Origin of the sequence: Pseudomonas sp. T8, assembly GCF_024610635.1 — a bacterium.
In the GTDB taxonomy this organism is placed as follows: Bacteria; Pseudomonadota; Gammaproteobacteria; order Pseudomonadales; family Pseudomonadaceae; genus Aquipseudomonas; species Aquipseudomonas chlororaphis_I.
The window spans coordinates 3,673,847-3,687,401 of record NZ_CP102374.1; the positions used below are offsets into that span (position 1 = coordinate 3,673,847).

At 63.3% G+C, this 13,555-nt stretch carries 12 protein-coding genes; 2 read left to right on the forward strand and 10 right to left on the reverse strand.

From position 1 onward, the window contains the following. Nucleotides 1–16 precede the first annotated feature (16 nt). Nucleotides 17–877, forward strand: coding sequence for an archaetidylserine decarboxylase (asd, locus tag NRG23_RS16510; RefSeq protein WP_257371428.1), 861 nt, complete (start codon nt 17–19; stop codon nt 875–877). 71 nt (nt 878–948) lie between these two features. Here the strand turns inward: asd and serB are convergent, their stop codons facing one another. Further along, nucleotides 949–2,163: a phosphoserine phosphatase SerB gene (serB, locus tag NRG23_RS16515; RefSeq protein ID WP_009046680.1), complete on the reverse strand. Its 1,215-nt coding sequence runs from the start codon at nt 2,161–2,163 to the stop codon at nt 949–951. A gap of 134 nt (nt 2,164–2,297) precedes the next feature. Here serB and NRG23_RS16520 point away from each other — a divergent pair, with 134 nt between their 5' ends. After that, complete coding sequence (locus NRG23_RS16520) at nt 2,298–3,842, forward strand: AhpA/YtjB family protein (RefSeq protein WP_257371429.1); 1,545 nt, start codon at nt 2,298–2,300, stop codon at nt 3,840–3,842. Nucleotides 3,843–4,066: 224 nt separating this feature from the next. On the opposite strand, the gene NRG23_RS16525 is transcribed toward NRG23_RS16520, so the two are convergent. From NRG23_RS16525 to NRG23_RS16565, 9 genes are all read right to left on the reverse strand, one after another. Continuing rightward, the gene (locus NRG23_RS16525; protein WP_007921414.1) at nt 4,067–4,780 is read right to left on the reverse strand and encodes a membrane integrity-associated transporter subunit PqiC; all 714 of its coding nucleotides are present in this window, start codon (nt 4,778–4,780) and stop codon (nt 4,067–4,069) included. 179 nt (nt 4,781–4,959) lie between these two features. Further along, nucleotides 4,960–7,218, reverse strand: coding sequence for a DNA topoisomerase IV subunit A (gene parC / locus NRG23_RS16530; protein ID WP_257371430.1), 2,259 nt, complete (start codon nt 7,216–7,218; stop codon nt 4,960–4,962). A gap of 10 nt (nt 7,219–7,228) precedes the next feature. After that, nucleotides 7,229–7,750 (reverse strand): TIGR02281 family clan AA aspartic protease, encoded by a 522-nt coding sequence (locus NRG23_RS16535; protein ID WP_124310246.1) that lies wholly within the window; start codon nt 7,748–7,750, stop codon nt 7,229–7,231. Further along, entirely contained in the window at nt 7,747–8,730 is a 984-nt protein-coding gene (locus tag NRG23_RS16540; RefSeq protein WP_009046677.1) for an esterase-like activity of phytase family protein, read from the reverse strand. Before NRG23_RS16540 ends, NRG23_RS16535 begins: the two co-directional genes overlap by 4 nt. Continuing rightward, nucleotides 8,730–10,637, reverse strand: coding sequence for a DNA topoisomerase IV subunit B (gene parE, locus NRG23_RS16545; RefSeq protein WP_009046676.1), 1,908 nt, complete (start codon nt 10,635–10,637; stop codon nt 8,730–8,732). Before parE ends, NRG23_RS16540 begins: the two co-directional genes overlap by 1 nt. 42 nt (nt 10,638–10,679) lie before the next feature. After that, nucleotides 10,680–11,288, reverse strand: coding sequence for a YqiA/YcfP family alpha/beta fold hydrolase (locus NRG23_RS16550; RefSeq protein ID WP_007921424.1), 609 nt, complete (start codon nt 11,286–11,288; stop codon nt 10,680–10,682). Between the two features lie 116 nt (nt 11,289–11,404). After that, nucleotides 11,405–12,220, reverse strand: a complete 816-nt coding sequence (gene cpdA, locus NRG23_RS16555; protein ID WP_257371431.1) for a 3',5'-cyclic-AMP phosphodiesterase — start codon at nt 12,218–12,220, stop codon at nt 11,405–11,407. A 99-nt stretch (nt 12,221–12,319) separates the two neighbouring features. Beyond that, entirely contained in the window at nt 12,320–12,772 is a 453-nt protein-coding gene (locus NRG23_RS16560) for a DUF1249 domain-containing protein (protein WP_007921426.1), read from the reverse strand. Next, complete coding sequence (locus NRG23_RS16565) at nt 12,763–13,380, reverse strand: NUDIX domain-containing protein (protein ID WP_009046673.1); 618 nt, start codon at nt 13,378–13,380, stop codon at nt 12,763–12,765. The genes NRG23_RS16560 and NRG23_RS16565 overlap by 10 nt, the downstream gene beginning before the upstream one ends. Nucleotides 13,381–13,555 lie beyond the last annotated feature (175 nt).

Below are 13,555 nucleotides of genomic sequence, written 5' to 3' on the forward strand. Positions count from 1 at the left end.
GGTTTAAGGACAGTTAATGAAAAAGCGTTTGTTTATCCTCAGCCAGTACCTGCTGCCTCACCACCTGCTGTCGCGCCTGGCCGGCTGCATTGCCGAGTGCCGCGTGCGCTGGTTCAAGAATGCCTTCACCGCCTGGTTCGCCAAGCGTTATCAGGTGGACATGTCGCAAGCGCTGGTGGAAGACCTGAGCGCCTATGAGCACTTCAACGCCTTCTTCACCCGCGCCCTGAAAGACGGCGCCCGCCCGCTGGACCAGACTCCGGGCGCGATCCTCAGCCCGGCCGACGGCGCGGTCAGCCAGCTCGGCCCGATCGAACACGGCCGGGTGTTCCAGGCCAAGGGCCACAGCTTCAGCGTGCTGGAACTGCTGGGTGGCGATTCGGCCCTGGCGGCTCCGTTCATGGGCGGCGACTTCGCCACCATCTACCTGTCGCCGAAGGACTACCATCGCGTGCACATGCCGCTGGCCGGCACCCTGCGGGAAATGGTCTACGTGCCAGGGCGGATCTTCTCGGTCAACCAGACCACCGCGGAAAACGTGCCAGAGCTGTTCGCCCGCAACGAGCGCGTGGTGTGCATTTTCGATACCGAGCGCGGCCCGATGGCCGTGGTATTGGTGGGCGCGATGATCGTAGCCTCGATCGAAACCGTCTGGGCCGGCCTGGTGACTCCGCCGAAGCGCGAACTGAAGACCGTACGCTACGACGAAGCCGCCCGCGCACCGATCCACCTGGAAAAAGGCGCCGAATTGGGCCGCTTCAAGCTGGGCTCCACCGCGATCGTGCTGTTCGGGCCGGAGCAAGTGCAGTGGGCCGAAGAACTGGCGGCCGGCTCGCCAGTACAGGTGGGCCAAGGCATGGGCCTACCCAAGGCCTGAGCTTTGGGCATAAAAAGCTGGACATAAAAAAACGCCGCAGATCGCGGCGTTTTTTTTGCCTTGGATTCGGCTCAGAGCTGGCCGTCGCGATCGCGAAAGCCCAGCAGATAAAGCACGCCATCCAGGCCCAGGGTGGAGATCGCCTGCTTGGCCGACTGCTTGACCAGCGGCTTGGCGCGGAAGGCCACGCCCAGGCCGGCGATCGCCAGCATCGGCAGATCGTTGGCGCCGTCGCCGACCGCGATGGTCTGCTCCAGGCGCAACCCTTCCTTGGCGGCCAGCTCACGCAGCAGATCGGCCTTGCGCTGGGCATCGACAATCGGCTCGACCGCGACACCGGTCACCTTGCCGTCGATCACTTCCAGTTCGTTGGCGAACACGTAGTCGATCCCCAGCTTGGCCTGCAATTGCTTGGCGAAGTAAGTGAAGCCACCCGAGAGAATCGCGGTCTTGTAGCCCAGGCGCTTGAGTTCGGCGAACAGGGTCTCGGCGCCTTCGGTCAGGCGCAGCGACGCGCCGATGGAGTCCAGCACCTTGATGTCCAGGCCCTGGAGCAAGGCCAGGCGCTCCTTGAAGCTGGCCCGGAAATCCAGTTCGCCGGCCATGGCCCGCTCGGTGATTTCCGCCACCCGGTCACCCACGCCGGCCGCCTTGGCCAGCTCGTCGATGACTTCCGCCTCGATCAGCGTCGAGTCCATGTCGAACACCGCCAGGCGGCGGTTACGACGGAACAACGAGTCTTCCTGGAAGGCGATATCGACGTTCAGTTCCTGTGCGACGCTCAGGAACTCGGCGCGCAACGCTTGCGGATCGGCTGCTTCGCCACGCACGGAGAACTCGATGCAACCCTTGCCCTTGTCGGCCGGGGTGTCCAGCGGCATGCGCCCGGAGAGGCGATCGATATGGTCGATATTCAAGCCGTACTTGGCGGTGATCGAACTGACGCGCTGCAACTGCTCGGCGGTGACCTTGCGGGTCAGCAAGGTAACGATATGGCGCTTCTTGCCCTGGCCGCCGACCCACTGCTGGTAATCCTCTTCGGAAACCGGCGTGAAACGGACCTGCTGGTCCAGCTCATAGGCGGTGAACAGAATGTCCTTGAGCACCGACGAGCTCTGCTCGTTGTCCGGAATTTCAACCAGGATGCCGAACGACAGAGTGTCGTGAATCACCGCCTGACCGATGTCGAGAATGTTCACACCACCCTGGGCCAGAACGCCGGTAATGGCCGCAGTGAGGCCCGGACGGTCCTCACCAGTGATGTTTATCAGGACGATTTCGCGCAAGGCGCACCCCCGCAGGTGGAAAAAAACCGCATTCTACCCACTTTCAGTGACCATCGGGCACAGCCAGCGCTTTGCCGGTCTAGGGCCTGTCGCTATACTGCGCCTCAACTTCACGGACAAAAGAGCCGAGCTCAGTGAACCGGCCCACGCCAGTTAAAACCGATAACTTCTTCCTGCTGATCTTCCGTGCACTGCGTCATCGCCGTGTACCGATTGCATTGCGCATTGCCAGCCATAACGTGATCCTGGTCGCCCTGGCCCTGGTGATCTATGCCTGCGTGATGGGGCTGCAATTCAAGCAGGCCATGCACGAACAAGCCGACGCCCTGGGTCAGAGCCTGACCACCCAGACCGCGACCTCGGCCACCGAACTGTTGGTGTCCAACGACATCCTCAGCCTCAACGTGCTGCTGAACAACCTGACCAAGAACCCGCTGGTGGCCCACGCGGCGATCTACAGCGTGGACAACCGCATCCTCGCCGAAGCCGGTCAGCGCCCGAAAAGCAGCCTGCTGGGTGAAACCGAAGGCGTCTACCAAACCAAGATCACCTTCCAGGACGTGACCGCGGGCAACCTGCGCATCAGCCTGGACATGGAACAATTCCAGCAGCCGATGACCATCAGCCTGCAGAGCATGGGCATTCTCAGCGCCATCCTGCTGGCTTTGGCCCTGGCCTTGAGCTTGCGCCTGGGGCGGCACATCTCCACGCCGCTGATGCAACTGCGGGTCTGGCTGCGGGATATCGACGCGCATACCCCGGCCACCCAGCGCCAGGACGAGATCGGCGACCTGGCGCGCCAGCTGCATGCCAGCTTCGCGCCGGAGAAGGTCGAGCCGGAGCCCGAACCGGAAGCCGAGATCGACGATACCGACTACGACGACAGCGAAGACGCGGAACCGACCTTCGAGGTGCGCAACCTGCGTGACCCGAGCTTCGACAAAAGCGCTCCGGTGGCCGGCCTCAAGCCCGCACCGCGGCACGTGGTCAATGCCGAAGAGGATCTGGCCGACGATGAAGACCCGTTCGCCGATCTTCGCGACAGCTCGTCCACCGCGACCGCTGCCAAACCGATCGTGAAACCCATGGTACCGGCACAACCGCAGCACAGCGCGGTACTGGCCGTGCAACTGGGCGCCCAGGAGCAACTGCGCCGCCTGCCCCGCGCCCGCCTGACGGAATTGCTGGAACGTTATCGCGACTGCCTCGACCAGGCTGCCTCGCTGTACCAGAGCGAACTGCACACCCTGAACGACGGCAGCACGCTGATGCTGTTCCACAGCGAAGACAGCGGCGACGACTACCTGACCAACGCCATCTGCTGCGGCGAACTGCTGCGCGCCCTGGGCCACGCCCTGCAAATCGAAGTGGCCGACAGCGGTATCACCCTGCAACTGCAACTGGGCCTGACCCTGGGCGACGAGCTGTTCGGCCTGAGCCAGATCGACCTGCTGCTGACCGAGACCGCCCAGGATGCCCTGGCGCTGTCCCAGCACAGCCGCAACCTGCTGCTGGTCGAGCGCAAGATCAACGATGACGCCCTGATTCGTCAGCGTGCACGCATTCGTCCGATCGCCAGCCCGGAAGGCGCCTGCTGCGTCGAGCGCCTGATGGAGCCCTACCCATCGATGCTGGAGCGACAACTGGCGCGGATGCACGAGAGCCGGGCCAAGCTGTAAGCCAGCCGCTCAACAAAAAAGCCCGCAGCGATGCGGGCTTTTTGTTGGGTGTTGATCGGGCTGACGCCATCGCGGGCAAGCCTCGCACCTATCTGCTTCGGTAGGAGCGAGGCTTGGCCGCGATAGCAATCTGCAGAACACCGCAGAGCGCCCGAGCCACCGGACAACTCTCCAGAAACGACAAAGCCCGCTGATCAGCGGGCTTTGTCCTGTAACCGCAACACTCAGAAGCGGAACACTTCCATATCCGTGCGGATTGGAGTGGCCATCGGAATCTTCGGCTGCTTCTCCTGCTCGGCCGGTTTTGCCGCCGGCGCAGGCGCCGCCTTGCGTGGCACCTCGGCTACCGTCGGCTGGTTGGCCAGCGGCTTGAGGGCACCCGACAGTTGCTCGGCTAAGCGTTGCAGCAGTACACCCTGGGCCTGGACCTGGGACGCGGTGGTACCGGCATGTTGCTCCTGCAGATGAACGATACGGTTGTCGCGCACCTGCCCACGGCGATCGATCAGGCGCCATTGCGCATCGAGAACCGCCGGTTGCGACGCGCCCGAATCCAGACGAGTGATCGACAACAATACCTGCACATCCGGAGTGAAACCGGTACTCGCCGGCGCCAGTACGACGCGCTGGCTATCCAGCTGGCCGGCGACCTGGCGCAACAGCAACTGATCGATATCGGAAGACAGGCTGCCCGCCCAGCGACCGTCAGTCGAAGCCTGCAGGCTTCCGTCGTTCTGGCGTTGCAGCAAGGTTTCACGTTGCAGGTAGTCGGCAACCAGTACCGGCCCCAGCAATACAGCCATGCCGGCACTTTGTGCCGGCTGAGCCGGACTTCCGCTGTCCAGCTGATACAGCGACACCGGCTGGTGTACGCTGCAACCCGCCAGGCCAAGAACGCCAGCGAGCAAGAAAACAAGAGGAAGGCGCAGAGCAGTCATCATCCCATCCAGGTGGCGGCCACAAGGCTAGCCACAGTGTAAATACTCAAAATAACCCTGAATAACGCTCAGCCACGCCGGCGCTTGAAAGCGCATATCATCCGTGAATATGCGCCATGACTCCAGTGTTGTAGCGCCGTTCTACCGGTTAAATCGCAGATCGGACGCTCTAAGCCGCATCAATTGAGAGTTTCTACCAACAACGCATCCACTCGCTGGAAGCCTCGTGGCAGTTTGTTACCCCGGCGACCGCGTTCGCCCTTGTAGTGCTCGAGGTCATCGGCCTTGAGCGACAGGGTACGTTTTCCGGCCTGCAGCACCAGTGTCGCGCCTTCCGGCAGCACCGCGATATCGGTCACGTACTCCTCGCGGCTGGCCACCCGCTCACCCGGAATCCCGATGATCTTGTTGCCCTTGCCTTTGCCCAGCTGCGGCAAGTCGCTGATCTTGAACACCAGCAAACGCCCTTCGGTGGTCACCGAAGCCAGCCAGTTCTGTTCCCGATCGCTCACCGGCCGAGGCAACAGCACCTTGGCGTTGTTCGGCAGGCTCAACAGCGCCTTGCCGGCCTTGTTCTTGGCTTGCAGATCCTCGCCCTTGACCACGAAGCCATAACCCGCGTCGGATGCGATCACGTACAGCGCCTCGTCGTCCGGCAGCAGCACGCATTCGAAACTGGCGCCAGGCGGCGGCGTCAGGCGTCCGGTCAGCGGCTCACCCTGGCCACGGGCCGATGGCAGCGTATGTGCCGCCACCGAATAACTGCGCCCGGTGGAGTCGATAAACACCGCAAACTGGTTGGAGCGCCCGATGGCCGAGGTCTTGAAGCCGTCACCGGCCTTGTAGGACAGGCCCGCGGCGTCGATATCATGCCCTTTGGCGCAACGTACCCAACCTTTTTCCGACAGAACGATGGTGACCGGCTCGGTCGGCATCAGCTCGTTTTCCGACAAGGCCTTGGCCTCGGCACGCTCAACAATCGGCGAACGACGATCGTCGCCGTAGGTTTCAGCGTCCTGCAGCAATTCGGTGCGCACCAGCTTCTTCAGCTTGGCTTCACTGTTGAGCAAGGCTTGCAGCTTGGCCTGCTCCTTGAGCAGTTCATCCTGCTCGGCGCGCAGCTTCATCTCTTCCAGACGCGCCAACTGACGCAGGCGGGTATCGAGGATGTAATCAGCCTGCACTTCGCTCAGGGCGAAACGCTCGATCAGCTTGGCCCGCGGCTGATCCTCGGTACGAATGATGTGGATCACTTCATCCAGGTTGAGGTAGGCGATCAGCAAGCCGTCCAACAGGTGCAGGCGGCGCTCGACCTTGTCCAGGCGGAACTGCAGGCGGCGGCGCACCGTCAGTACGCGAAACTCCAGCCATTCCACCAGCAGGGCGCGCAGGTTCTTCAACTGCGGCTTGCCGTCCAGGCCGATGATGTTGACGTTGACCCGGTAGCTGGATTCCAGCTCGGTGGTCGCAAACAGGTGCTGCATCAGCTCGTCGGGATCGACCCGGTTGGAGCGCGGAATGATCACGATCCGGCACGGGTGCTCATGGTCCGACTCGTCACGCAGGTCAGCGACCATCGGCAGCTTCTTGGCCTGCATCTGCGCGGCGATCTGTTCCAGCACCTTGGCGCCGGACACCTGGTGCGGCAGCGCGGTGACGATGATGTCGCCATCCTCGATGCGATAGACGGCACGCATGCGCACCGAACCGCGACCGGTTTCGTAGATTTTCAGCAGGTCCGCGCGTGGCGTGATGATTTCCGCTTCGGTCGGGTAGTCCGGGCCCTGAATATGCTCGCAGAGCTGTTCGACCGTGGCCTTGGGCTCGTCCAGCAGGCGCACGCAGGCCGTGGCGACTTCGCGCAGGTTGTGCGGCGGCACGTCAGTGGCCATGCCCACGGCGATGCCGGTGGTGCCATTGAGCAGGATATTCGGCAAACGCGCCGGCAATACCAGGGGTTCCTGCAGGGTACCGTCGAAGTTCGGGCCCCAGTCCGCGGTGCCCTGGCCCAGCTCGCTGAGCAGGACTTCGGAGTAACGCGACAGGCGCGCCTCGGTGTAACGCATGGCGGCGAAGGATTTGGGATCGTCCGGCGCACCCCAGTTACCCTGGCCGTCCACCAACGTGTAGCGGTAGCTGAAAGGCTGCGCCATCAGCACCATGGCTTCGTAGCAGGCCGAGTCGCCGTGGGGGTGGAACTTACCCAGCACGTCACCGACCGTACGGGCGGACTTCTTGTGCTTGGAATCGGCATCCAGCCCCAGCTCACTCATGGCGTAGACGATACGCCGCTGTACCGGTTTCAGGCCGTCGCCGATATGCGGCAAAGCACGGTCCATGATCACGTACATGGAGTAGTTGAGGTAGGCATTTTCGGTGAAGTCAGCCAGCGATCGGCGTTCTACGCCATCCAGGCTGAGATCCAGGGAGTCGCTCATGCGGGCCTCATCAGTTCGTTGTCTGGCGCAGCAGCAAGGTGCCGCCGCGCTGGGTAAATTCAAGTTTTTTCAAAGCGCTCATGCCCAGCAACACCTGATCGCCGCCCAGGCCCGGCGCGACCAGCGCGCGGACATCCCGCAGGACGATATCGCCCAGTTGCAGGCGGTCGAGGCGGGTTCGATAACCCTCGCTACGACCGTTGGCGGTACTCAGGATCACCGGTGCGCCCTTCTCCAGGCCAAGACGCTCGGCCAGCCCGGACGGGATCGACACATCGGTCGCTCCGGTATCGAGCATGAAACTCACCGGCTGGCCGTTGATCTGGCCGCTGGCGACGAAATGCCCCTGGCCGTTGCCGACCAGCTTCACTTCGATGTAACCCTCATGTTGTTGCGAAGTGACGACAGCATTGGGGTTCTCCTGACGCTGTTCCCACTCGCCAAAAAACCGTGTCGCCAGGAACAGCCCGGCGCCCCAGGCCAGCACCAGCAGCACGCGCCCGGCACGTTTGCCCGGTGGCTGCTGGCTCACGGCTTGGCACTCCAACCGCCCTCGGGCGCGGCGAAGCGCCAGATGATCGGGCGTTTTTCACCGTCGGCACGGGCACCGGTGTTGTTATCCACACCGATCCAGGCGCCATCGGCATCCACCACCAGCGCCTCGGTCAGGCCATAGTCCTGTGGATAACGCCGGTTTTCCTGCAACGCCTCGGCGGCAAACGACCAACAACGCTCGACCTTGGCCGTCGACGCATCGCGACGACAGACCTGAAACGCATTGCGCTCGAGGGTGAACAACTTGCCCTCGAACAGCGACAGGTCGGCGAAATCCCGGGACACCGCCTTGGCCTTGGGCATCTGCGGCGGCTGCATTTCCAGCCCGGCCTCGCTGAGCAGCACACAGCCGCCATCGCAATCCCAGACACTCTGCTGGCGCTTGATCAACAGCAGCCCGCGGCGCTCGCGCTCGGCGGCCAGCCAGATCTTGTCGCCGGCCGGGTTGACCGCCAGGCCTTCGAACAAGGCATTGAAGTGCAGCAACATACCGCTGGCCCGCGCCTCGCGCACCATGATCGGCGAAATCTTCAGCCAGGCGGCCGACCCCGTCGGCGCCAGTTGCAACACCGCCGCGTGGGATTCGCTGACCACATACTTGTTGCCGGCGCTGTCGCAGGTGATGCCCTCGAAATCCAGGTCGCCGCCGCGCACGAACGAAGCGACCCAGGTGCGCGAACTCAAGCCCCAGGGCAAACCGCTGTCCGGCACCGGCGGTACGTCGATGCGCACGGTCTCGGCCTGCCAGACGCGGTCGCTGGTATCGAGCCGATAGATCTGGTCGTCGTCGCGGTCGGATACCGTCCACAGCTCCTTGCCGCACAACGCCAGCCCCGACAGGTTGCCGCCGCGCATGCCGTCCACCGGATGCTCGGCCAGCAGCCTCAACTCGGGCAAGGGGTCGGCCATCGCCGAGGTTGCCAATAGCAGTAACGCCAGGGCAAAGCCTCTGCGCATCAGGCCAGAACCTCGGCCAGGTTGCCCTTGGACTCCAGCCAGCTCTTGCGATCGCCGGCGCGTTTCTTCGCCAGCAGCATGTCCATCATTTCCGAAGTCGCGGCGAAGTCATCACCGAGGGTCAACTGCACCAGGCGCCGGGTGTTCGGGTCCATGGTGGTTTCGCGCAGTTGCGGCGGGTTCATTTCACCCAGGCCCTTGAATCGGGTGACTTGCGGCTTGCCACGCTTCTTCTCGGCCACCAGGCGATCGAGGATGCCATCGCGCTCGGCTTCGTCGAGGGCGTAGTAGATTTCCTTGCCCAGGTCGATGCGGTACAGCGGCGGCATCGCCACGTAGACGTGACCGGCATCCACCAGCGGACGGAAGTGCTGGACGAATAGCGCGCAGAGCAGTGTCGCGATGTGCAAGCCGTCGGAGTCGGCGTCAGCGAGGATGCAGATCTTGCCGTAGCGCAGCTGGCTCATGTCCTCGGCGCCCGGGTCGACCCCGATGGCCACGGCGATGTTGTGCACTTCCTGGCTGGCCAGGACTTCGCTGCCGTCGACTTCCCAGGTGTTGAGGATCTTGCCGCGCAGCGGCAGGATCGCCTGGAACTCCTTGTCCCGCGCCTGCTTGGCCGAACCACCGGCGGAATCACCTTCCACCAGGAACAGCTCGGAACGCATCGGGTCCTGGCCGGCGCAGTCCGCCAGCTTGCCAGGCAGCGCCGGGCCCTGGGTGATGCGCTTGCGCTCGACCTTCTTGCTGGCCTTGAGGCGACGGCCGGCGTTGCTGATGGCCAGCTCCGCCAGTTGCATGCCCAGCTCAGGGTTGGCATTGAGCCACAGGCTGAATGCGTCCTTGACCACACCCGAAACGAAGGCGGCCGCCTCGCGGGATGACAGGCGCTCCTTGGTCTGGCCGGAGAACTGCGCGTCCTGCATCTTCATCGACAGCACGAAGGCGATGCGTTCCCAGACATCTTCCGGCGCCAGCTTCAGGCCGCGCGGCAGCAGGTTGCGGAATTCGCAGAACTCGCGCATGGCGTCCAGCAGGCCCTGGCGCAAACCGTTGACGTGGGTACCGCCCTGGGCGGTCGGGATCAGGTTGACATAGCTTTCCTGCACACTGTCGCCGCCTTCCGGCAACCACAGCAGGGCCCAGTCCACCGCTTCCTTGTTACCCGCCAGGCTGCCGCAGAAGGGCTCGGTCGGCAGGCGCTCGAATTCGCTGACTGCATCCACGAGGTAGGAGCGCAGGCCGTCTTCGTAATGCCACTCGACCTTCTCGCCGGTGCCTTTGTCTTCGAAGCTGACCAGCAGCCCTGGGCACAACACGGCCTTAGCCTTGAGCACATGCTTGAGGCGGCTGACGGAGAACTTCGGCGAATCGAAGTATTTCGGATCCGGAGCGAAGTACACGCTGGTCCCGGTATTGCGCTTGCCGACGCTGCCGACCACTTCCAGCTCGGTGGCCTTGAAGCCGTCGGCGAAGGTCATCTGGTATTCGTTACCGTCACGCTTGACCCGCACCCGCACCTGGGTCGACAGGGCGTTGACCACGGAAATACCCACCCCGTGCAGACCGCCGGAGAACTGGTAGTTCTTGTTGGAAAACTTGCCGCCCGCATGGAGCTTGGTGAGGATCAGCTCGACGCCGGACACACCCTCTTCCGGGTGAATGTCCACCGGCATGCCGCGTCCGTCATCGGACACTTCCAGGGAGTGGTCGGCATGCAGGATGACCTGGATCGACTTCGCGTGCCCCGCCAGGGCTTCGTCGACGCTGTTGTCGATGACTTCCTGGGCGAGGTGGTTCGGCCGGGTGGTATCGGTGTACATGCCCGGGCGTTTGCGCACCGGGTCGAGGCCCGAGAGGACTTCGATGGCGTCTGCGTTATAAGAGCTAGCGCTGGGAGTGGCCATGGGGTCTCGTCGTTAGTCGTTCAATGAAATAGAAGCGAGGTTTCACAGCGAGGTGAAATCGATCGCCTGGTACTGATCCGGGCCGATGCCGGCAAAATTCAACAACGCCGGCAATTGTCCGGCAAAACCCTGGAAACTATGGTCGCCGCCGGCCTGGATGCGCAAGGCACAGGCTCGGTAATACAGCTGGGCGCTGCGATAGTCCAGCGTCTCGTCACCTGTCTGCAGCCAGACCTGGAACCGCTGCGGGTCCTGGGGCGCCGGCACTTCCAGCTCGGCCAGGGCCGTCACGTGGTCGTGGGTCAGTTCCCAGGTTTCCCCGGTATAGAGGTTGGTCTGCGTGCCCAGAAAGCCGTCGAACATCCGGTGCGGACTGACCGCGGGGTTGATCAGCAGGGCTTTCAGGCCGTGGCGCTCGGCAAGGTGAGTCGCATAGTAGCCGCCGAGAGAGCTGCCGACCAGCAGCGGCCGTCCGAGTTCGGCAATCGCCTGCTCCAACTGGCCAATGGCCTCGCGCGGATGATGATGCAGGGCTGGCACGCGCAGCTGTTCGCCGCGGCCGATCGCCTCCATGACAGCGATCAGCTGGCTGGCTTTCTTCGACGCCGGCGCGCTGTTGAAGCCGTGGATATACAGGATCGAACCGGACATGCGCACTCCCTTTGCATCGTGCAAAAAGGCGCAGTTTACAGGGTGTATCGCCGCTTGACTTGTGTTCAGGTGTATCCCTTTGTCCTGCTGCCTCGGACGGCGGCTCCGGGGCGGAATCAGTAGCCGTCGCTACCATAATCAACCTGAAAATCGAAGCCGGTGACCCGCTCGACACCGGTTTCCAGGCGCCCATCGGGCAGCAGGCGCAGCCAGCGATAGCCCGGCGCGGTTTCGCCGACCTTGAAATCCTCGCTGCCCGGCTCGAACTGAATGCAGGTCGAGGGCGATGCCAGCAGGCGTAGCGATCCCTGCTGACGGTCGATTTCCTGATGCACATGGCCCCAGAGCACCGCGCGCGCCTGCGGAAAACGCTCCAGCACGGCGAACAGCGCGTGCGGATTGCGCAGCCCGATGGGCTCCATCCAGGCACAACCGATGGAGACCGGGTGATGGTGCAGGCACACCAGGTGATGACGCTCGGGGGCTTCGCTCAGGGCGCTGGCGAGCAACTGCAGCTGCTCGTCCTGCAGGTAACCCGGTACCGAACCCGGTACGGCCGAGTCGAGCAGGGTGATCCGCCAGTTGCCGATGTCCACCACCGGCGCCAGCAACGAACTCTGGGTCGCCGCCTGCGCCATGAGTTGCGGCTCGTCGTGGTTGCCGGGAATCCAGCGCGCCGGCGCCGGAATCTGCCGGGTCATGTCACGAAACAGCTGATAGGACTCCAGCGTACCGTCCTGGGACAGGTCGCCCGTGGCCAGCATCAGGTCGATCCGCGGTTGCTGCTCCAGCACCAGTTCGATCACCCGCTGCAGGCTGTCGCGGGTATTCATGCCCAGCAGCGTGCCGTCCGCTTCGGCGAACAGATGGCTGTCGGACAACTGCACCAGCAACACGGGATCGTCGGTGGTCAGAGTGGATACGCTCGGCAAGGCGGCCTCCCAGGGCGTGTCACGGGAAGTGAGGAATGGGGGCAATTATGCTGGGGGAAATTCAAAAGAGGAAACCGGCGAACCGGACGCAGTTCACATCTACCGCACGGCCTCGAACTCATGACCGCAAGCCAGGCAGTGGCTCAGCCATTCGCCGAGAAACACATTGAGCTGGGCCTTCTCGTCCGGCTGGTGCATGAAGGCGTTCGGATACGGATAGATGCCACGAAAGCGCCGGGCGTGCTCGGCACTGATGACCTCGGCCATGCGCGCGTCGTGGTAGACCTGCACTTCCAGCTGCGGCACCGGCAGCCAGGGCAGGCTGTGTTCCTGGCGAACCTGCAAGGTGGTGGTGTAAGGACAGGCCAGCAGCACCTCCAGCGCCAGCACGCCGAGCATCTGGTCGCCCTGGGTCACCGCGATCCGCCGCGCCACCGGCTGGTTGCGCATGTCGGGCAACAGGCGCATCAGCCGGGCATAGTTGGCCTCGCAGGACGCTTGCAGCCCCACGAGATCGACCCGGTAGCGATCGCGCACTTTGTTTACGACCATAACCCCCTCACTTCAACGCGGTTCAAAGCCAGCCATTGCAAGGCAATAATGCTCGCCGCGTTGGAAATCCGCCCATCCCTTACCGCCTGCAGTGCGTCTTCGAAAGCCCAGACCGACACGCGAATATCCTCCGCCTCTTCCACCAGCCCGTGCAGGCCACCGGCACCGCTGCTGTCGCAACGCCCCAGGTACAGATGCACGAACTCGGTACTGCCCCCCGGCGACGGGAAATACTGGGTCATCGGCCACAGCGCGGAGAATGTCAGTCCAGCTTCCTCCTGCGCTTCGCGGTGAGCAACTTCTTCCGGCTGCTCGTCCTTGTCGATCAGACCGGCGACCAGTTCGATCAACCAGGGGGTCGCGGTTTTCCCCATGGCGCCGACGCGAAACTGCTCGACCAAGACCACTTCATCGCGTTGCGGATCGTACGGCAGGACGCAGACAGCATCGTGACGCACAAAGATTTCACGACTGATCTCGCGCCCCATGCCACCGGCAAACAGCTCATGGCGCAGGTGCACACGATCGAGCTGATAAAACCCCTGGAAGCATTTCTCGCGCCGAACGATATCGACAGTGGTCGGCGTGGTGTTGGCAAAGTCCGTCATAGCAATCCTCGTTTCCTGCGGCCAGATCCGAGGCTCCCCCTCGACATCGCGCCATCCTAACGCGCCGGTGACCGATGATGCAGCCCCTTTGCCATCAGCGGGATAGACGGCAAGGGGGCAAACCTAATCTAATTGCCTCTATTGAGCTTAGTGGCGAACTGATTGCCCCGCAGGC

What these genes read in the sequence shown, in the direction of transcription:
- asd (WP_257371428.1), top strand. Translation starts at nt 17, where the DNA reads ATGAAAAAGCGTTTGTTTATCCTCAGCCAGTACCTGCTGCCTCACCAC.
- NRG23_RS16525 (WP_007921414.1), bottom strand. Translation starts at nt 4,780, where the DNA reads ATGACTGCTCTGCGCCTTCCTCTTGTTTTCTTGCTCGCTGGCGTTCTT.
- parC (WP_257371430.1), bottom strand. Translation starts at nt 7,218, where the DNA reads ATGAGCGACTCCCTGGATCTCAGCCTGGATGGCGTAGAACGCCGATCG.
- NRG23_RS16565 (WP_009046673.1), bottom strand. Translation starts at nt 13,380, where the DNA reads ATGACGGACTTTGCCAACACCACGCCGACCACTGTCGATATCGTTCGG.
- NRG23_RS16560 (WP_007921426.1), bottom strand. Translation starts at nt 12,772, where the DNA reads ATGGTCGTAAACAAAGTGCGCGATCGCTACCGGGTCGATCTCGTGGGG.
- NRG23_RS16540 (WP_009046677.1), bottom strand. Translation starts at nt 8,730, where the DNA reads ATGCGCAGAGGCTTTGCCCTGGCGTTACTGCTATTGGCAACCTCGGCG.
- parE (WP_009046676.1), bottom strand. Translation starts at nt 10,637, where the DNA reads ATGGCCACTCCCAGCGCTAGCTCTTATAACGCAGACGCCATCGAAGTC.
- NRG23_RS16550 (WP_007921424.1), bottom strand. Translation starts at nt 11,288, where the DNA reads ATGTCCGGTTCGATCCTGTATATCCACGGCTTCAACAGCGCGCCGGCG.